This is a genomic window from Corallococcus terminator, assembly GCF_003611635.1.
Classification (GTDB): Bacteria; Myxococcota; Myxococcia; order Myxococcales; family Myxococcaceae; genus Corallococcus; species Corallococcus terminator.
This window is the reverse complement of the sequence record NZ_RAVZ01000015.1, coordinates 1-19,283: the sequence shown is the minus strand read 5'-3', so window position 1 is coordinate 19,283 and position 19,283 is coordinate 1. Positions and strand designations below refer to the sequence as shown.

At 69.7% G+C, this 19,283-nt stretch carries 19 protein-coding genes; 4 read left to right on the top strand and 15 right to left on the bottom strand.

Annotation, left to right across the window (positions count from 1 at the left end; genetic code table 11):
* Positions 1 to 144 precede the first annotated feature (144 nt).
* Entirely contained in the window at positions 145 to 552 is a 408-nt protein-coding gene (locus tag D7V88_RS04040) for a hypothetical protein (RefSeq protein ID WP_120539264.1), read from the top strand.
* A gap of 55 nt (positions 553 to 607) precedes the next feature.
* Here D7V88_RS04040 and D7V88_RS04035 read toward each other — a convergent pair whose 3' ends face one another.
* The 5 genes from D7V88_RS04035 to D7V88_RS04015 form a co-directional block, all read right to left on the bottom strand.
* On the bottom strand, positions 608 to 853 hold the full coding sequence (locus D7V88_RS04035) for a hypothetical protein (protein ID WP_120539263.1): 246 nt from the start codon (positions 851 to 853) through the stop codon (positions 608 to 610).
* Between the two features lie 82 nt (positions 854 to 935).
* Entirely contained in the window at positions 936 to 1,274 is a 339-nt protein-coding gene (locus tag D7V88_RS04030; protein ID WP_120539262.1) for a hypothetical protein, read from the bottom strand.
* Between the two features lie 214 nt (positions 1,275 to 1,488).
* A complete protein-coding gene (locus tag D7V88_RS04025) occupies positions 1,489 to 2,409 on the bottom strand; it encodes a type VI immunity family protein (protein ID WP_120539261.1) in 921 nt (306 codons plus the stop codon).
* Positions 2,406 to 3,206, bottom strand: a complete 801-nt coding sequence (locus D7V88_RS04020) for a hypothetical protein (protein WP_120539260.1) — start codon at positions 3,204 to 3,206, stop codon at positions 2,406 to 2,408. Before D7V88_RS04020 ends, D7V88_RS04025 begins: the two co-directional genes overlap by 4 nt.
* A 61-nt stretch (positions 3,207 to 3,267) precedes the next feature.
* Positions 3,268 to 4,188: a LysR family transcriptional regulator gene (locus D7V88_RS04015; protein ID WP_120539259.1), complete on the bottom strand. Its 921-nt coding sequence runs from the start codon at positions 4,186 to 4,188 to the stop codon at positions 3,268 to 3,270.
* A 90-nt stretch (positions 4,189 to 4,278) separates the two neighbouring features.
* Here D7V88_RS04015 and D7V88_RS04010 point away from each other — a divergent pair, with 90 nt between their 5' ends.
* Positions 4,279 to 5,337, top strand: a complete 1,059-nt coding sequence (locus D7V88_RS04010) for an alkene reductase (protein WP_120539258.1) — start codon at positions 4,279 to 4,281, stop codon at positions 5,335 to 5,337.
* Between the two features lie 3 nt (positions 5,338 to 5,340).
* Here the strand turns inward: D7V88_RS04010 and D7V88_RS04005 are convergent, their stop codons facing one another.
* The 3 genes from D7V88_RS04005 to D7V88_RS03995 all read right to left on the bottom strand — a co-directional run bounded on the left by D7V88_RS04005 (position 5,341) and on the right by D7V88_RS03995 (position 8,182).
* On the bottom strand, positions 5,341 to 6,210 hold the full coding sequence (locus D7V88_RS04005) for a type VI immunity family protein (protein WP_244237966.1): 870 nt from the start codon (positions 6,208 to 6,210) through the stop codon (positions 5,341 to 5,343).
* Positions 6,211 to 6,263: 53 nt separating this feature from the next.
* Positions 6,264 to 6,965 carry a hypothetical protein gene (locus tag D7V88_RS04000; RefSeq protein ID WP_244237965.1) on the bottom strand — a complete coding sequence of 234 codons (702 nt, stop codon included), beginning with the start codon at positions 6,963 to 6,965 and terminating at the stop codon, positions 6,264 to 6,266.
* 197 nt (positions 6,966 to 7,162) lie between these two features.
* Complete coding sequence (locus D7V88_RS03995) at positions 7,163 to 8,182, bottom strand: polysaccharide lyase family 20 protein (RefSeq protein WP_120539255.1); 1,020 nt, start codon at positions 8,180 to 8,182, stop codon at positions 7,163 to 7,165.
* A gap of 376 nt (positions 8,183 to 8,558) precedes the next feature.
* Between D7V88_RS03995 and D7V88_RS03990 the strand changes: the two genes are divergently transcribed.
* On the top strand, positions 8,559 to 9,584 hold the full coding sequence (locus D7V88_RS03990) for an arginine N-succinyltransferase (RefSeq protein ID WP_120539254.1): 1,026 nt from the start codon (positions 8,559 to 8,561) through the stop codon (positions 9,582 to 9,584).
* Here the strand turns inward: D7V88_RS03990 and D7V88_RS03985 are convergent.
* Entirely contained in the window at positions 9,568 to 10,608 is a 1,041-nt protein-coding gene (locus D7V88_RS03985) for a lasso peptide biosynthesis protein (RefSeq protein ID WP_120539253.1), read from the bottom strand. The genes D7V88_RS03990 and D7V88_RS03985 overlap by 17 nt on opposite strands.
* Positions 10,609 to 10,673: 65 nt before the next feature.
* Here D7V88_RS03985 and D7V88_RS03980 point away from each other — a divergent pair, with 65 nt between their 5' ends.
* The gene (locus D7V88_RS03980) at positions 10,674 to 13,820 is read left to right on the top strand and encodes an ABC transporter substrate-binding protein (RefSeq protein ID WP_120539252.1); all 3,147 of its coding nucleotides are present in this window, start codon (positions 10,674 to 10,676) and stop codon (positions 13,818 to 13,820) included.
* A gap of 15 nt (positions 13,821 to 13,835) precedes the next feature.
* Here the strand turns inward: D7V88_RS03980 and D7V88_RS03975 are convergent, their stop codons facing one another.
* From D7V88_RS03975 to D7V88_RS03950, 6 genes are all read right to left on the bottom strand, one after another.
* Positions 13,836 to 16,121 carry a hypothetical protein gene (locus D7V88_RS03975; protein WP_120539251.1) on the bottom strand — a complete coding sequence of 762 codons (2,286 nt, stop codon included), beginning with the start codon at positions 16,119 to 16,121 and terminating at the stop codon, positions 13,836 to 13,838.
* A 73-nt stretch (positions 16,122 to 16,194) separates the two neighbouring features.
* Positions 16,195 to 16,848 (bottom strand): DedA family protein, encoded by a 654-nt coding sequence (locus D7V88_RS03970; protein ID WP_120539284.1) that lies wholly within the window; start codon positions 16,846 to 16,848, stop codon positions 16,195 to 16,197.
* A gap of 122 nt (positions 16,849 to 16,970) precedes the next feature.
* The gene (locus D7V88_RS03965; protein ID WP_120539250.1) at positions 16,971 to 18,038 is read right to left on the bottom strand and encodes a radical SAM protein; all 1,068 of its coding nucleotides are present in this window, start codon (positions 18,036 to 18,038) and stop codon (positions 16,971 to 16,973) included.
* A complete protein-coding gene (locus D7V88_RS03960; RefSeq protein WP_120539249.1) occupies positions 18,035 to 18,274 on the bottom strand; it encodes an anti-sigma factor family protein in 240 nt (79 codons plus the stop codon). The genes D7V88_RS03965 and D7V88_RS03960 overlap by 4 nt, the downstream gene beginning before the upstream one ends.
* 65 nt (positions 18,275 to 18,339) lie before the next feature.
* Entirely contained in the window at positions 18,340 to 18,969 is a 630-nt protein-coding gene (locus tag D7V88_RS03955; RefSeq protein ID WP_120539248.1) for an RNA polymerase sigma factor, read from the bottom strand.
* A 35-nt stretch (positions 18,970 to 19,004) separates the two neighbouring features.
* Positions 19,005 to 19,283 (bottom strand): DNA-3-methyladenine glycosylase (locus D7V88_RS03950; RefSeq protein WP_208726094.1); only part of this gene is annotated, 279 nt, incomplete at its 5' end.

The following is a 19,283-nucleotide window of genomic DNA, read 5'->3' as shown; positions in this document are numbered from 1 at the left end:
CGTTCCCAGGGCTGCTTCCGGGGCGGGCTGGGACCTGAAAGAAGCAACTTCCCGGGGGCTGGGGCGATAATAGGGAGAACTTGAAGCCCCACAGGCGCGCCCCTCCAGGAGCGCCACCGACCGGGGCCTTTGACGGGAGCCGCCATGAACCGCATCACGTCCCTCTCCGGTCCGCGGGTGCAGCCGGCCACGACGAATACCTCCGCGCCGGTGTCGGGCAGCCGCTTCGGCTCGCTGATGCAGGGCGTGTCCTCGCAGGCGCCGAAGGCGGGCGCCCAGTTCTCGGGCGGCTCCGTGGTGTCGTCGGCGCTGGCCCAGATGGGCGCCACGTCGCACGGCTCGCTGGTGGGCACCTACACCGCGTCGGGCGCCACGCCCTCCCAGAACATGCCCGGCCTGCAGCAGGCGGGGTCGAACACGTCCGGCGGCGCGGGTCAGCCCAAGAGCGAGGAGCAGCAGGCGCTGGAGGACCTGGCCACCATGTCGGCGGTGACCATGTCCCAGTCCATCCTCCACATGGGCGGCATGAAGATCGACCTGGAGAAGGAGTAGTCCCTTCCGAAGCGCCGGGCCCCCCGGGATTGCTCCCGGGGCGCCTCAGGACTTCTCAGGGCTTCTGCTTGTCGCTGTCGTCGCTGTACTGGTCGCGGATGCCGTCATGTCGGTTCCGCGTGTCCTTCCACGGCTGGTCCGCGTCCGTGCGTTGACCGCCGTTCTGCCCGGTCATGTCGTTGAGTTCCTCGGCGCGACCTTCCGCGGGCACCACGTCGCCGTCCTCGTCGGGGTCCTTCTGCTTCTCCGGATCCAGTGGGATGCCGGCGCCGCGCTTCATGTATTCGTCCTTGGGATCCATGACGTCGTTCCTCCCTTGAATTCCAAAGGTGGTGACGGTCCCCTCGCGCTGGGAGCGGCCGGGCAGCCGGGCTCCCCTTCCCTCAGTTGAGGTACTTGGGCCGCGCGGGCGTGGCGGGCGGCTGGGCCTTCATCATCTCCAGGCCCTGGCGCGTGAGCATGAAGCGCACGGTTCCGGAGCCGCGCTCGGTCTCGATTTCGGCCTCGAAGGCCGGCCCGGCGATGCCGCCCAGGGCCATCTCCTTGCGCAGGTTGGTGACGCGGCCGGAGAGCAGATCGCCCGCGACCTCGCGGGAGCCCTCGCCGCGCGAATACAGCTCGTAGGCGGCTTCGTGCAGCGTCATCGCCAGCGCGGGCGTGAGGGGCTGGGAGCTGAAGAGCACGGAGATGAGGAGCCAGTAGGGCGGCGTCTGTTCAGCCATCGTGCGCCATCCTAACGGTTGCGGCTACCGGGCGCGCGGCTGTCTGCGGGCGACGATGGCTTCCCGGGAAGCTGCATGACAGAAGCGCGCGGCGTTCCTCGAGTCGGGGTCGGAGGCCATCGAGGCAGGACTCCGCACGTGACGCTCCACGACGGCGCCAGCGAGTCCGGTCCGGTGGCGTTGCTCCCGCGCTCCGGGGACTGAAGTAGCAGGGTCAGAGGAAGCGGCGCTCCCAGTGGCGGATTTCCTCTTCCGCGAGTGAGCCCCACGAACCCTTGTGGACGTAGCGCCAGGGCTCCAGCACGCGGGCCAGCTCACGGTAGTGCGGAAGCGTGTCACCGGCCTCCAGGTCCCCCGCCTCGGGTTCCGGGCCCAGGGACACCACCGCGCGGTCCGTGGACAGGGAGTGGACCTCGGTTCCTGGCGAGTGCAGCCGGGAGCGCAGTCCTTCGGCTCCGCCCAGTTCGTTCAACACCGGTGGGCCCAGGAAGGTGAGCCACGCAGGAGCGCGGACCTTCGTGCCCAGTGACATGTACAAGGCCAATGAATGCGACACCGGCAAGTCGAAGCCCGGGTGTCGCAGACTGCGTGCGCGCAGGACTGGAGTGGTGGCATCCATCCAGCCCCATGTCTCGAAAGACAGCCCTGCGTATCCCGAGCTGAAGGGCAGGTCTTGCCCCAACGAGGTGATCAGCGAGCGTGCCACCTCCGCTCCTTGTTGCTCCAGGAACTCGGTTGGCAGCCAGAACTCCACCGCACACATGGCTTGAGGAGGGTCCCGAGCAAACAGCAACGGGAGGGTGGCATGCCCCTGATAATAGAATCCTACACCCGTCACGGAGTCAGGCTGACCTCGCGCCGTGATGTAGGCCCCACGAGGATCCCTCAATTTTTGCCGAAGGATCGTCAGCTCCGCGTCCAGCGTTCGCCAATAGCCGTGCTCGTCGACGTATGCACCGAGCGCCTTGGGGCGGAGGGCATGAAGGTATCTCTCCAGCGAATGCTCTACAGCGGAAGCCACTTCTCCATGGAAGCCGGGCATGTAGAACGCAATGAAGATGCCCTCCCGAAGGACTGTGATCTGCTCACCTTCGATGTCGATGACGGTTCGTATCCTCGGATACCGCTCGGTCATGGCGTGACACCTTGATTCGGGGTGACCATCCGTGGCTCCAGCTTTTCGCCCAGCACCTTCCGATACGCAGAACCCTGGTTCATTTTTTCGAAGGTGTGCCCAGAGGTGTATTCGTTCCAGCTCGGCGAGTTGGTGACAGGACAGGGGAACTTGAAGTCGTAGACCCTTTGAACCTTGAGGGGATTCCCCAGCGCGTGCAGCACCACATCCGGGACGATGCTCCCCAACAGCAGGTGGAACTGTCCGTCCGCCAGCCACTGGGCTACATCCCTCGGATCCAGCCACCGCGTCCGCCCCGTCTTCGCATCGACAAGGTAGCGCGGCTCCAGGCTGAAGCGCCCCGCGTCCGTGGCCCCCAGCACCCGCTGCACACACTCCAGCGCCGCCGCGTGCTTCTCCTCCCCCAGCTTCATCCCCCACGTCACCTCCGGCGCCTTCAGGTCCACCGGCTTCCTGCACAGCTCCGGCGAGGTCCGTCCTCCCTTCCCCAGGAGCCGCTCGTTCACCTGGAAGTTCGCCTCCTTCGCGCACTCCACCAGCACCCGCTCCACGTGGGCCACCTCCGCGGCCTCCCACAGGCGCAGCATCGCCGCGGCCTGTCCTGCCCTTCCCACAGCCCTCGCCAGCCACGGGAGGATCGCGTCCTGGCCCACCTGGCTCGCACAGCCCGGGTGGTGCAGGCAGCCGCGGGTCGCGGAGTCCAGGGTCTGCGAATAACTCTGGGGCGCGCTGAGTTGCGCACCCGCGCATGCGGTCAGCAGCAGGCAACACCACAGCCACGTCAGCATCGGGGGCATTCGCACGAGGAGCCTCCTCTCCTCGCACGGAAACACAGGCTCCTTCAACTCCACCCTCTGCTCACCCCGACAGGTGCCAGGGCGCCAGTTCGAATCGCTCCACCAGCACGTCGATCATCGCGCGCATCGCGGGGGATGCATTGCGCGCGCTCGGATAGAGCACGAAGGCCTGACGGGCCGCGACGAACGGGCGCAGCAACTCCTTCAGCTCCCTGCGCGCGGGCGAGCGCGACGCGTGCATCGTCGGCAGCCTCGCGATTCCGACGCCGGCCACGGCGAGCTCGCTCAGCACCTCGAAGCTGTTGACCGCCATGTGCGGTTCGAGGGTCACCAGCTCCGTCTTCCGCCCGGAGCTGAAGCTCCACGTCGTGGGCGTCCGCGAACCCGTCATCACAAGGCAGCGATGGTCCGCGAGGTCGCGCGGTCGCTTCGGCGTCCCCGCCCGTCGCAGGTACGCCGCGCTCGCGTAGACGCCCAGGTACTGGGGCGAACCCAGCCGGCGGGCCATCAACCGCGAATCCGTGAGCGGCCCCACGCGCACCGCCAGGTCATAGCCCTCGTCCACCAGGTTCACCTGACGGTCCGTCAGGTCCACCTCCACCTTCACCTCGGGGAAGCGTTCGGCGTAGACGGAGAGGACGTCCCCGAGCGCCGCCTGTCCCAGCTCCAGGGGCGTGGTCATGCGCAGGCGACCCGTGGGATGTGCCTGGAGTTCACCGACCAGCGCCTCGGCGGCGTTCAGCGCGGCCATCGCGGGCGCGACCTCGCGGTGATAGCTCGCGCCGATGTCCGTCAGCGTCACCGACCGCGTGGTGCGCGACAGCAGGCGGGCGCCCAGGTGCTCTTCCAGGAACGCCACGCGCTGACTCAACGTCGACTTGGGGATGCCGAGCGCCCGCGCCGCGCCGCGAAAGCTCTTGTGCTCCACCACCGCGACGAAGGCGAGGACGGCGCCGGGATCCGCCTGGGGCATTGTCCGCATGGACGGACAGTCTGTCTGTGAGTTCCCTCATTGTCCAAACCCTCGCGGGCCTTCAGATTGGGGTGACCCACCGGCCACAGGAGCCCGTCCATGGACCTCTTCTCTTCCTATCGTCTAGGCACGCTCGCCCTTCCCAACCGCGTCGTCATGGCGCCCATGACCCGCAGCCGCGCGATTGGCGGCCTGCCCAACGAGTTGATGCGCGCGTACTACACGCAGCGCGCCTCCGCGGGCCTCATCATCACCGAGGGCGTCGCGCCGTCCGCGAACGGGCTTGGCTATGCGCGCATCCCCGGCATCTTCTCCGAGGAGCAGACCCAGGCCTGGCGCGCCGTCACCGACAGCGTCCACGCGGCGGGGGGACGCATCTTCATGCAGTTCATGCACGTGGGCCGCATCGCGCACGCCCACAACCTGCCGGCCGGAGCCCGCGTGGTGGCACCGAGCGCCGTGGCCGCCGACTCCAAGATGTGGACCGACCAGGAGGGCCTCCAGCCGACGCCCGTCCCGGAAGCCATGAGCGCGGCCGACATCACCCAGGCCCGGGAGGAGTTCGTGCAGGCGGCTCGCAACGCCGTCGCGGCGGGGTTCGACGGCATCGAGCTGCACGGCGCCAATGGCTACCTGCTGGAGCAGTTCCTGCACCCGCACTCCAACCGACGGCAGGATGCGTACGGCGGCAGCGTCGAGAACCGCGCCCGCTTCGTCATCGAGGTCGCGCAGGCGACGGCGGAGGCCATCGGTCCCGAGCGCGTGGGCATCCGCCTGTCTCCGTACAACACCTTCAACGACCTGCCGGCGTACGACGAGGTGGAGGCGCAGTACACGACGCTCGCGCGCGGGTTGCGCGGGCTGCTCTACGTGCACGTCGTCGCGAATCCGCACGCGGGCTTCGGGACGACGCTGAAGGCCCTGCGCGCCACCTACGAGGGGCCGGTCATCCTCAATGGAGGCATGGACCGCGTGCGCGCCCAGGCGGCGCTCGATGCGGGACAGGCAGACCTCATCGCCTTCGCCCGGCCCTTCATCTCCAACCCGGACCTCGTGCAGCGGCTCCAGCAGGGCGCCACGCTCGCGGCGCCGAACCCCGCGACCTTCTACACGCCGGGGCCCGAGGGCTACGTGGACTACCCGGCGCTCACGGGGTGAATGTCAGAGGAAGCGGCGCTCCCAGCGACGGACTTCCTCCCGCGAGAATCCGCCCGATTCGCCCCATTCGCCCGGGTGCGCATACAGCCAGGGCTCCAGCACGCGGGCCAGCTCGCGGTAGTGCGGAAGCGTGTCTCCAGTTTCCAGGTCGCCAGCTTCGGGTACGGGCCCCAGGGAGACCACCGCGCGTTCGGGTGAGAGCGATTGGACTTGCGTCGCGGGGGAGTGCAACCGCGCGCGAAGGCCTTCCGCCCCGCCCAGTGCTTCCAGAACGGGCGGGCCCAGGAAGGTGAGCCACGAGGGTGGCCGCACCCGTGTGCCCAGACACATGGCCAGCGTCCGGAGCCACGGCAGGTCGAAGCCTGGGTGGCGCATGCACGCCTCGAGCAGGCTTGGGCTGAGGGCTGGAACCCAGGCGCCGACCTCTAGTGCCAACCCCGCATGCCCCGACGCCCAGGGCAACTCGCGCCCCAACTCAAGGGCCAGCGAACGCACCCACTCCGGCCCCGGATCTTCCAGGAACTCGATGGGCAACCAGAACTCCACGGCACAGGTGCTCTGGGGATGGTCCTTGAGGAAGTTGGGCAATTCACTGCTGCGGCCGTTGTACCGAAAGGAGACCCCCGTGACGGAGTCTGGCCGTTCGGCCAGTTCCACGAGTGCGGAGGAGTCCAATAATTCGGTCCGGAGAACGGCCTCTCCTTTCGCATCCAGCTCTGGCCAGTCCCCCGAGGCATTCACGTACCAACCCAGCCGTCGCGATCCGAGCGAATGCCGGTAGTGCTCCAGCGCTCTCCACACGGCGGGGGCAATCACCTCATGGGAAAGCGGTACGTAGAACGCGATGCACACACCCTCGCGCACGAGGACCACGGTCTCGCCCTCGATATCAAACGCTTTACGGACCCGTGGAACTGGCGCGGTCATCAGTTGGCTCTGTAGTTGGGATGGATCAAGCGGGGAGGTTGCGCACTGCCCAGGAGTTGCTGGTAGACGTCGTTCTGCCACAGCTTGGTGAAGGGGCCCTCGGTGTATCGGTCCCAACTTGGCAGGTTGGTCACCGGACACGGGAACTTGAAGTCAAAAACGGCCTGGACCTTGAGCGGGTTCCCGAGCGCGTGCAGCACCACGTCCGGAACGATGCTCCCCACCAACAGGTGGAACTGCCCGTCCGCCAGCCACTGGGCCACGACCTGCGGATCCAACCACCGCGTCTGCCCTGTCCTCGAATCCTTCAGGTAGCGCGGCTCCAGGCTGAAGCGTCCCGCGTCCGTGGGCCCTAGCACCCGCTGCACGCACTCCAGCGCCGCCGCATGCTTCTCCTCCCCCAGCTTCATCCCCCACGTCACCTCCGGCACCTTCAGGTCCACCGGCTTCCTGCACAGCTCCGGCGAGGTCCGTCCTCCCGCCCCCAGGTGCCGCTCATTCACCTGGAGGTTCGCTTCCTTCGCGCACTCCACCAGCACCCGCTCCACGTGGGCCACTTCCGCCGCCTCCCACAGGCGCAGCATCGCGGCGGCCTGGCCCGCCCTTGCCGCCGTCCTCGACAACCACGGAAGCACTGCGTCGCGGCCTACCTGGGACGCACACGAGGGATGGCGCAGACAGCCGCTGGTCGCGGAGTCCATGCTCTGCTCATAGCTTGAGGGCGCCAAGCCCCCTGGACCCGCGCACGCGGTCAACAGGAGGCAGACCAGCAGCCACATCGGTCGGGGAGGGGTTCTCACGTCGCGCCTCCTCGCATGGAAGCGCCAGCCCCTTCAACCCGTGCCGTCGATCACCTCCCGCCCCGGCGTACCGGAGCGGGAGGCACTTCCAAGGCGTCTCAGCTCCGACGGCGGCGACGGGACCCCATCAGACCCAACAGGCCCAGCAGCGAGAACGCCGCCAGCGAACCACCGCTCGCCGAACACCCGCCCCGGTAGAGGTCATCACCATTCTCATCCAGCGGCGACGGCTTCACCGCGGTGTCCGGCAACGCGCCACCCGTGCCCGTGCCCGCATCCACCGTGCCGCCCATCGACGTGCCCGCATCCACCACCGGATCAGGCTCCACCGGAGAACCCGCGTCCACCACCGGATCAGGCTCCACCGGAGAGCCGGCATCCACCACCGGGTCCGGCTCCACCGGGCTGCCCGCGTCCACCGGCTCCGGCTCGGGCTCCGGCTGCACCACCGGGAACACGTCCTCGCGGCTCGTCGCCTGGATGAAACCGTCGTGGTAGACGACGCCCACCGGCTTGATGCTGTCGTCCCGGTACAGCCCCAGCTTCAGGTAGCTGTTCTGGCCGGCGTACATCGTCTTGGCCTTCGTCTTGTTCAGCACCTGCTTGCCGTTGTGCCACAGCTCCACGAAGCCCACCGACGCGTCCGGGGACCACTTCGCGTGGAAGATGAACTCGTGCCACACCCCGCGCTTGAGCGGCGTGCTCCACACCGTCCCGCTGTCGTTCACCGTCAGCCGGATGACCTCGCCCTTGACGAAGAACTCCACCGGCGGCGACCCGCAGCACCCGTCGTGGTGCCACTGAGTGAAGAGCTGCCACGCATCCACGCTGGGGAAGTCGTTCGCGAACATCACCTTCCAGCGGTACCAGTACTCCGAACCCACCTTCTCCCGGCTCAGGTACACCAGCTCGTTGCGGTTGCCGCTGGAGTTGATGGGATCATCGCCCTGCTTCACCGTCGCCTTCAGCGCGTACTTGCCCTCCGCCACCGGGCTCGTCACCAGTTGCAGCCGGTCCGCGCTCACCATCTGGGTCGTACTGAATTGCGAACGGTCCCCCGTCTCGAAATCCCCCCGCCAGACAATACCCGCCGCAGCGAGGCTCGGGAGCAAACACATCGCAAGCCAGAGGTGCAGTGCTTTCAATGATGAATCCTTGAGGGAGGTTGGGGGGACCAGCCAGGGGAGCCAAAAAACTTTGCCGTCAAAGTTTCGACAAACACTACCTCAAGTCATTCCCCCACTTCATTCCCTCTCAAGTTCATTCCAACATGCCTGACAATAGGGCATGCGGGCAGCCGAGCCCTGGTCCGTTTGAGACATGTTTCACGTCGGGAACGGCCCACCCGTACCCACCGAGCGGACGGGGGAGCGGTGTCCTGAACGCAACGCGTCATTGACAGGGGAGCATGCAGGAGGCTGACGGCCCGGGGGGGTGGTGTATGGTCGCGGACCCTTCCGGCGCTCCCTTCCCGGGGTGCCCCCTGCGTGCCCCATGCTCGTGCTGCGAGACGTCCAGAAAACCGACTTGCCCGGCCTGAAGCGTCTTGCCGCGGTGCTGAACACCGTCAACCTGCCGAACAACGAGGAGACGCTCGAGGCCATCATCGACAAGTCGGTGAAGAGCTTCGCGGGCCGGGTGAAGGACCCGTTCGATCGCGAGTACCTGTTCGTGCTGGAGGACGTGCGCAACAACCTCATCATCGGCACGTCGATGATCATCGCCCAGCACGGCACCTACGAAGCGCCGCACATCTATTACGAGGTGAGCGAGCGGGAGCACTACTCCGCCTCGCTGGAGCGCCACCTGCGGCACAAGGTGCTGTCCATCGCGTACAACTACGAGGGCCCCACGGAGATTGGCGGCCTGGTGGTGGACCCGCCCTACCGCGCGACGCCGGACAAGCCCGGCAAGCAGTTGTCCTTCGTGCGCTTCCTCTTCATCTCCATGCACCGGCGCATCTTCCGTCCGCGCATCCTGGCGGAGCTGCTGCCGCCGCTGCTCCCGGACGGGCGCAGCCTCCTGTGGGAGGCCTGCGGCAAGAAGTTCACCGGCCTCACCTACCTGGAGGCCGACCGGCTGAGCCGCCAGAACAAGGAGTTCATCAAGGAGCTGTTCCCCTCGTCGGACATCTACGCCTCGCTGTTCCCGGACCGCGTGCAGAAGGTGCTCGGTGAAGTGGGCCCCGCCACGCGCGGAGTGCAGCGGATGCTGGAGCGGGTGGGCTTCCGGTACGTGGAGCGCATCGACCCGTTCGACGGCGGCCCGCACTTCGAGGCGAACACGGCCGACATCTCCCTGGTGCGCCGCTACCGCACGCTGAAGCTGACGGACGAGGACTTCGAGCTGGAGGGGGACGACGTGCTCGTCGCCGCCGAGCGCGAGTCCGGCCGCAACCGCTTCCGCTCCGTGCGCTGCCATGCCCGGCTGGACAACACCACCATCTCCCTGCCAGCCCGCGCCAAGGAGATCCTCGAAGTGAAGACCGGCGCGAAGCTGTCCATCATTCCCTTCGAGTAGCACGCACCACGCGCCACTCCCCGCGCAGGAGCGACAGCCAGCGCTCCCCGGCTTCCAGGCCGGGGCCCTCAGGAGGAACGAGCGCGAGCGGCAGGTGCGTGTCCGAGCGCACCGGATCCAACGACGTCGGATCCAGGTCCAGCACGCCACCGCCCCGCAGCGCCACGCGCACCCAGGCATGGGGACGCGCGGGGCCACCGTCCACCACCAGCAGGCCATGCACCAGGCCCACCCGTTGGCCGTTGGCGCGCGCCAGGGCGGCGAAGCGCAGCGCGTGGGCCAGACACCCTCCCGCCTCGCCCTCCCCTCCCGAGCGCCAGTCCGCCGCCGTAGGGCCCTTGTCCGGGAAGGCCGCGTGCACCTTCCGGGAGAGCGCCCGGGCCGCGTCCGGTGTCCAGGTCGTCATGTCCGGCAGGCGCTCGGGGACGGGCGCCGTGGGACGTAAAGCCTGCCCGCTCGGGAGCAACTTCAGCGCGCCTTGCGTGCCGCCCTCCACGGGCACGCCGGCCGCGAAGAGCTCCGGCGGGGTCCTGAGCCGCTCTCCCGGCGCGGCGACCGTGAAGCGGGACTCCCCCACGTCCAGCGCTCGCAGCCTCCCTTGCGCGTCGTAGTCCGCGCGGAAGCGCGCGCCCAGCATCGTGCCCTCGGCGCTCGTGGGACTTCGCGACGTGACGCAGTGGGGACCTTCCTGGCCGGACAGCTCCTCGCGGCCCTTCACGCAGCCCTCGGGCGGTGGCCCCTGCCACAGCCACAGCGCCTGCGGCACCGCGTCCGCGCCCACGACGCGCCCCGCGGCATCCACGTCCAGGGTCACCTCGCGGACCCGCTCGCCCGCGCGGCCCTCGCGCACGTGCAGGTGCCGGCTGGTGTACGCGAAGCGCCCCGCGTCCAGGGCCAGCGAGACGGTCCCCACCGGCACGCCGCGCCACGCGAAGACAAAACGGACGGATTCCCCGCTCGCGGCCCCTGTGCTGGCGGGGTTTACCTGGAGCGCCAGCATGGCGACGGCGAGAAGGGCCTTCATGCGAAGGCGAGCATGCGTCGAATTGAGGACCGGCGCGAGAAGGCGGGTTAGCGTGCACCCCCTCCATGGGCGCCAAACGGTACCTCTTCTCGTTCGGGCTGGCGGCGGCCCTGGTTTCCGCGCTGCTGCTGGGACTGATGCTGCGCTGGGTGACGGGCTCACCCGATGACCCGGCCGGCTGGGCGGTGCTGTTCTTCGGCGTGCCCTTCCTGTGGCTGTCGGGCAGCTACCTCGCGTGGTTCCGCTGGGCCGCGACGCGAAGGCGGGAGCGCCGCGGGCTGATGGCCCGGCTCGCGGAGGGCGACCTCACCACACCCATCCACCAGGGCTTCGAGGGCCAGGAGGACCTGCGCCGCCTCATCCTCTCCCTGCGCCGCGCCATGTCCCAGGTGCAGCGCGTGACGAGCAACCTGCACCGCACCGGCAACGGCGTGAGCGACCAGGCCCGCGTGCTGCTGGAGGCCGCGCGGCGACAGGGCGGCGCCGTGGAGCGCACGCTCACCGCCGTGGCCGGCAACGGCACCAGCCTCCAGACGGCCGTCAAGCGCGTGCAGCACATCGAGACCTTCGCGCACGAGACGACGGGCGCGCTCCTGGAGATGACCGAGCGGCTGCACCAGGTGGTGGACGGCCTCACCACCGTCAACGACTTCAGCCAGCGCACCAGCGCCCTCATCCAGGACATGACGGAGCGGCTGGGCCACATCGCCGCGGCGGGTGACGAGCTGGGCCGCTTCGCCAGCGAGGCGACGGAGTTCGTCGGGCTGGTGGAGGGCGGCATCGACGCCGTGCGACGGCGCGCCACGGACACCAACAGCATGGCGCTCGCGGTGACGGCCACCGCCCAGCGGGGCGAAGCGCTGGTGGGCGACAGCGTGCAGGGCATGTACCGGGTGGAGGAGACGGTGCGCAAGGCGGCCGAGCTGATGGAGATGCTCGGCACGCGGTCGATGGAGATTGGCCGCATCGTGGACGTCATCCAGGAGATCGCCGACCAGACGAACCTGCTGGCCCTCAACGCCGCCATCATCGCCGCGCAGGCGGGGGAACACGGCCGGCCCTTCGGCGTGGTGGCCAACGAGATCCGCAGCCTCGCCGAGCGCACCACGCGCTCCACGCGCGAGATTGGCACCATGGTCACCGGCATCCGCGACGCGGTGGAGACCGCCGTGGCGCTGGTGCAGGAGGGCCGCGAGCAGGCCACCGCGGGCGTGGCCCTGGGCGACCGCGCCGCCGGGGCCCTGGGGGAGATCCGCACCATCACCCAGCGCACCTTCGCCGCCGTGGAGGCCACCGTCGCGGAGACGCAGCGGCTGGAGGCGCAGGGCGCCACCGTCGTGGAAGCCAGCCAGCGCGTGGCCCGCCGCGTGGAAGACATCACGCGCATGGCCATCGAGCAGTCCGGCAACGCGCGCGACCTCGTGCGCCAGATGCAGGAGATGGGGCGCGTGGGCCAGAGCGCCGCGCAGAAGGCGGAGGCGCAGGCGCGCACCGGCCGCGACCTGTCCGAGGCCGTGATGCGGCTGAGCGCGGCCATTGAAGAGCTGCGGCAGGCCCATCTGGTGCTCACCCGGGGCGATGCCTCCATCCGCGAGGAGGTGGCGCAGGTGCGCGAGGACGCGCGCCGGGTCATCCGCATTGGCGACGGGCTGGACCGCACGGTGGATCAACTGAGCCACGAGACGGCGAGCCTGGAGGCGGAGGTGTTCCGCTTCCAGCTTCCGCAGGCGCGCCCGGGCGGCATGCTGCGCGTGGGGCTGCATCAGGCGGCGTCCCTGCGCAACCGGCAGGCGGTGGATCCGCTGTTCAGCGTGGAGAACCAGATGGCGGAGCTGTCGGCGTGCGTCTTCTCCAGCCTCGTGCGGCTGGAGGACGGCGTGCTGGTGCCCGACCTGGCCGAGCGCTGGGATGCCGACCCCTCCGCGCGCCGCTACCGCTTCTACCTGCGCCGGAGCGTCACCTTCCACGACGGGACGATGCTCACCGCGCTGGACGTGAAGCACCACCTGGAGCGGTTGATGGACCCGGCGGTGCGCTCGCCGGACCGCAGCCTGCTGGAGGACGTGGAGGGCGCGCCGGAGTACTCCCAGGGCCTGGCGCGTGAGGTGACGGGCATCGAGGTGCTGGACGAGGGCACGCTCGAAATCCGCCTGCGCGAGCCCAAGGCATTCTTCCTCCAGTTGATGGCGCTCACGGCCACCGCGGTGGCGAAGGTGGACTCCTCCGGGAAGCTGGTGGGCACGGGCCCGTTCCGCGTCGTGGGCCTGGAGCCGGACCGCGTGGTGCTGGAGCGCAACCCGGGCTACTGGCGCGGCGGCATTCCGCTGCTCGACCGGCTGGAGTTCCACCTGATGGAGTCGCGTCCCCTGGCGGTGCGCCGGATGCTGGAGGGACAGTTGGACCTCGTGTCCTTCCTGCCCACCGAGCACACGGAGGCCAAGGGCCTGGAGTTGCACCAGCTTGTGGCCAGCACCACGCCCTCCACCGCGTTCGTGGGCCTCAACCTGAACGAGGCGCCCTACAACGACGTGCGCGTGCGGCGGGCCCTGCGCGCGGGCATGGACATCCAGGGGCTGGTGGAGCAGTTCCATCCGGGGGCCCGGGTGGCTCGCACCTTCACGCCGCCGGAGCTGCTGGATGGCGCGGAGCTGGGCCCCGCGCCCACGGCGGACCTGGGGCTGGCGGAGCGCCTGCTGCGCGAGGCGGGGGTGCGCCGGTTGCAGCTCACGCTGCACCATCCCGTGGGCCGCGACACCTCCGCCGAGGACGCGGTGCTCTTCCGCCCGTTGATCCACGCGGGGCTGCTGGAGCTGCGGCACGTGCAGATGAGCCCGGAGGAGTACCTGCCGCGCCTGCGTGAAGGAAGGGTCCCGGCCTTCCGCACGATGTGGCTGGCGGACTTCCCGGACCCCGACGTGTTCCTGCACTTCCTGCTCAACTCCAACGCGCAGACGGTGTACCCGCTGGGCTACCGCAACCCGGAGTTTGATCGGCTCACCGCCGAAGCGCGCGTGTCCATCGATCCGGAGCTGCGCTCGCAGCTCTACCGGCGCGCGGAGATGCTGGCGCGCGAGGACTGCCCGCTCATCCCGCTGTACCACGACCGTACGCACGTGGCCGCGGTGGCGTCCGTGCAGAACCTGCGGCTGCACCAGACGCCGCCCCAGGTGCGCTTCGAGGACCTGTGGGTGGATCCGAGCGCGGGCGGCTGACCGCCCACCGTCGCGCTACGGCACCGCCCGGCGCGTCCCCGACGGGCTGGCGTTCCGCTGGGGCCAGCCCCGCGTCTCCGCGCGATGGCCCACGGGGTAGGACTCCAGGAGCCAGACCCCGTCGCGCTGGAGCGCCACATGCAGCACCTCGCCCGCGAACGCCGCGCCCGCCACCTGCACGCGGCCCGGCAGCGCGCACATGCCAACCTTGGAGCCGGCGCTGATCCACTCCAGCCAGGCCTGTCGCTGTCCGTTGGGCAGCTCCGCGTCCGCGAGCACGCTCACGGTGCCGAACTCCATCAACGCGGCTTCATGCAGGGTGCCGGGCAGCAGCGGAGAAGGCAGCGCGTCCACTTCGAAGAGGGCGTGGCCGTCATCGAAGCTGAAGGTGCGGAGCACGGTGCGCAGCTCCTCCGCGGCGCATGGGGTGCCATCCGTGCGGTCACACGCGCGCGCGAAGGCATGGCCCACGGAGCCTCCGGGCGTCACCAGCACGGGCCCGTCGAGAGGCGACAGCGTGCGGAGGCCCCCATCCCAGTCCAGCGCGACAGGCACGCCGCCATCCGTGTCCAGGAAGGCCCGCGCTCCCACGAGCAGTTGCCCTGAAGCCAGGGCCAGGGAAGGCGCGCCTCCCGGCACACCGGCGTCGAGCACTTCAAGGCCCAGGGCCCCGATGCCTCCATCCGCGAGCGCGGAGGGACCGAAGGCGGGCCATGCCGTGAGGCTGTCGCTCGGTGCCGGGGCATACAGCGCGAACTCGCCACCGCGCACCGCACCTGCATCCAGTGCAGGGCCCGCGTCCACGGAGGCCGTCTCCCAGGAGGTGAAGGCCAGCCGTCCATCCCAGGGCGTGTAGAGGTACGCGCCACGCGTGTCGTCCACGGCGAGCCTCGCCGCGCCACCGCCGTCCTCCTCGGGCCCCAGCGCCAGCGGCGTGCCCGCCTCCGCGCTCAACAACGCGAGCCTGGAGCGCAGGGGCTCTCGCACCGTGCCCGCGTCATCGCCCGCGTCCGGAGCCGCCTCACTCCACGTGACGTGGGTGAGCACGTTCCCCTCCACCGTGAGCGCCACACGGCCCGCGCCCGTGCCGGGCACTCCCTCCTGCACGCCTCCATCCAGGGTCGCGTCGGAGAGGGCCAGCGACGCGCGCCAGCGCAACGCCCCTGCGCCTCGGGGCGCATACGCCTCCAGCGCTTCCGGTGCGAGCACCACCACGCCCGCGTCCGAGGCCGCGAGCAACGTCCGCGCGCCTCCATCCTCGTACGGCGATTCGTACCGCAGCAGTCCGCTCTCCGTGTACGCGGCGAGCCGGCAGCCCGCGTCCCCTCCGCACACCGAGGCGTAGACCGTCCCGTCATCCACCAGCAGCACCGGCCCGCCGTCCTCCGCGATGGGCTCGCCTCCCAGCTCCGCGCTGAAGAGCGCGACCAGGTCTCCCGCGTCCGGGCGCATGCACTCGCCCGCGCTGCACGTGCCCTCTCCCTGGCACGGTGTGGCGGGCGCGCAGACGAAGCCGTCCGGCGGCGTCACAGCGCGGCAACTGCCACTGATGCAGACCCGGGCCTCCTTGCAGCTCAGCGCGCCGCACGGGGTGAAGTTGTCGACGTCCACCACCGTGCACCCCTGGTTGCGGTCGCACACGCCCACCTTGCACGGGTCGCGCGGCACGGGGCACGCGACGCTCGTCGTCACACAGCCCTGCGTCGGCGAACAGGTGTCGACGGTGCACGGATTGTCGTCGTTGCACGTGCGCGGCTGCCCCACGCAGGCGCCCGCCTGACAACGGCCGTTCTCCTGGCAGCGACTGCCGGGGATGCACGAAGCGCCGTCAGCCAGCGGGGACTCGATGCACTGCCCCGAGTCCAGGTCGAAGCGCGACTCGCGGCACTCGCCCTCTGGCAGGCACGCCAGGGGACGCACGCCCACGCCGGTCAGCTTCACGGTCGCCGTGGTGCGGCCCGCGGTGAGCACCAGCTCGCCCTCCACCGGCGTGTTGCCCGCGGAGAACAGGATGTCCACCGTCCCCGTGCCGCTGCCCGACACCACAATCTGGGACACGACGACAAAGAAGGGACTCTCCGTCACCGCCGCCACCTCGACGCCCGCGCGGCCCGTGGCCACCAGCGTCAGCGAGCGGCGCACCTGCGTGCCCTCCAGCACCCGGCCGAAGTCCACCACCGTCTCCTGCGGCCGGAAGCTGGCGCTCGCACCGCCCACGTTGGAGTCGTCGCCACAGCGACACCCACCAAGGAGCAGCAAGACGCCGAGCAGGAGCCACCAGGGAGCACGGGCACGGAACATGCCCCGACTCAACCGCGCCACCCCGGGCCCGCGCAACGTGGACGCCGCCCTCCCCGGCCGGCCCCGTCCACTTTCACGGAAGGAAGGGGCCCCGCGAGGACGGCGACTGCTCCACGGGCGACGCACGCCGCCGCGCCAGCGCCCGCACGCCAAAACCCAGGCCCACCACCACCACCAACCCGATGGCCGCGTACTGGTAGCGCGTCACGAGCACCGTCAACCGCTCCAGGTTGCCGCCCACCGCCATGCCCAGCGCGATGATGAGTCCGCTGTGCGCCAGCGCGGACACCGTGCCCAGCACCAGCGCGTTGAACCGGGGCATGCGCGCCGCCCCCGCCGCGATGAAGATGACGCCCCGGATGCCGGGCAGGAACCGGTTCACCAGCAAGAGCCACGGGCCCGCGCGCCGCATCCGCGCCTGCACCGACTCCAGCCGCGCGTGTGTGAGTCCGAAGAACGAATGCCCGGGGTTCGCTTCGAAGCGCTTCGCCAGCCACTGGCCCACCGAATAGTTGATGAAGGCGCCCAGCACACTGCCCGCCGTCACCACCACCAGCACCAGCCACCAGGGCTTCTCACCGCGCACGGCGTAGATGCCGCCCATGAGCACGATGGTGTCCCCGGGAAACGGCGGCACCACGTACTCCAGCATCGCCGCCACGCCGAGCACCAGGAACCCGAAGGGCCCCAGCGCGCCAATCAGCTTGTCGACGTGCTCGATCCACATCATCCGCGCGGCCACCCCTGCGAAGGAAACGTCCCGCGCGAGACTTAAGCCTCCTGCACGCCCGGCGGAACCCGTCGCCCCACCTGCCCGCCGGGCGGTGAACACGACGGGGCACCCGGAAACTAGCGGGGAGGCGTCACCACCGGCGTCGGCAGCACCGTGCCGCCGTACTGGCTGGCCGCCAGCGTGCCGCACGCCGCGCCAATCTCCTTGCCGCCCGAATAGCGCCGCGCGATGGGCGCCTTCAGAATCTGGAGGTGGTCGCGAAACGCGCTCAACTCCTCCGCCGTGGGCGGCAGGTACTTGCCCGTGGGGTCCGTCACGTCGATGAGGTCCACCTTGATGGGGATGCCCTCGAACGCGACCTTCAGCGCCTCCGCGTCCTCACGCCCCAGGTTGAAGCCCTGGATGGCCACGTAGGCAATCATCGCCCGCTCCCGCCGCGCCTCGCTGTACTCGCGAATCGCCTCGATGAGCTCCGGCAGCGGGTGCGTCTTCTCGATGGGGAGCACCTTCGCGCGCTTCTCCGGGATGGCGCTCGTCACGCTGAACGCCAGCCGGAACGGGTGCCCCTCGCGCGTGTAGCGCCGGATGGCCGGCACGTGCCCCGCCGTGGAGAAGGTGATGGCCGTGCCAGAGATGGAGAAGCCCGCGGGGTGCGAGAGGATCTGCGCCGCGCGCAGCGTCTCCTTGTAGTTGAGCAGCGGCTCGCCCATCCCCATGAACACCACGCCGCCCACGCGCCGGTCCGCCTCCGCGCGCACCTGCATCACCTGGTCGAGAATCTCCCAGGTCTGGAGGTTGCGCTGGAAGCCCAGCTTGCCCGTCATGCAGAAGTCGCACGCCAGCGCGCAGCCCACCTGGCTGGACACGCAGACGACGTACTTCTCGTCGAAGATGGGGATGCGCACCGCTTCGATGCGGCCCCCCAGCGGCGACTCGAAGAGGTACTTCACGAACCCGTCGTCCGCCTGCCGCCGCTCCACCACCTTCAGGGAGGGCATTTCGGCCTGGGCGCGGAGCAGGTCTCCCACGCGGCGCGGCACCTGGGGTGCCAGCGCGACGGCTTCCACGGTGGGGCGCGCATGGGCGAAGACGCCCGCGAACACCTTGCGCACCGCGGTGGGTGAAGGCTGGGCCGGCGCGAGCGCCGCTTCCAGTTCCGGCAACGAAAGGGATTTCAGGTTCACGAGCAGGACTTGATCTTCGAGCGAAGGAACTCGGTCAGCTTCGCCGAGACCTCCTTGGGCATGCGCAGCGCCATGGCGCGTTTGCACAGCCCCGGCGTCGCCCGGTAGGTGCTCATGAACTCCTCGCAGGGCTTGCAGCCCGACAGGTGCTCCTGGAGGTGCCGCGCCTCTTCCTCGGGCATCTCACCCTCGAGGAATTCCAGCAGGAGGTTGATGGAATCTTTGCACGTATACATCCGAACCTCGGCTGGCTGCGGCTCCCCTCGCTACTGTTCGAAGATGCCGAGGCGCCCTGGGGGTTTCACACCCCGCGATTGTCCCGGTTGTAGAACAGGTCGATGGCCTCTCGCAGCGCGAGCCGTGCCCGATGCAGGCGGCTCTTGATGGCGGGGATGGAATCCCCCGTCACTTCTGCGATCTGTTCGTAGCTGAGGCCGTCCACGTCTTTCAAGAGGAAGACTTCCCGGTACCCCTCCGGCAGCCGGTCGGCCGCCTGCTGGATGGCCTGCCCCAGCTCCGCGTCCAGCGCCTTCTCCTCGGCGTCCCGGCTCCAATCGGTGACGGGCTGGTCCGCCAGGGTGCCCCGCTCCGTGAATTCGGGGGTCTGGAGCTCCGCCTCCGCCGCCTGGGCCACCCGGCGGTGCCTCAGGCGCATGAGCGCGTGGTTCGCCGCGATGCGGTGGACCCAGGACCCGAAGGCCGCCTCGCCCCGGAAATCCTTGAGGTGCTGGTAGGCGGACAGGAAGGTCTCCTGGGTGATTTCCGCCGCGTCCGCCTCCGAACGCGTCATCCGCAGCGCCAGGCCGTACACCCGGTCCTGGTGCAGGCCCACCAGGGCCTCGAAGGCGGACACGTCCCCATCCTGGGCCCGCGCCAGGAGCCGCCGGTCTTCTTCCTGCCGGTCATCTTCCTGGGGGGCGTCGTGGGACATGACGCTTCCCACCCAACCAGCCGGAAGGTTCCGCGTCAAGGCCGACGGCGAGGCGCCCGGGACACGAAGCGGCTGACGTGTCCACTGTCCCGGATCCACAAGCGGAAGGGTTCAGCGGCCCACGCCCCGGCGTACTCCACCCCGATGCGCGGCCCCCGCTCCACGCGGTCATCCGCGACCGGCTCCCCCCGCAGCAGGTGCAGCCCGTCCGAATCCAGCCGCTGCTTGTTGTGGTTCAGGTTCAACCCCAGCACCCGGCACAGCCGGCCCGGCCCGTCCGTGCGCTCGCCCGGGGGCAGGCCCTCCACCGGCTC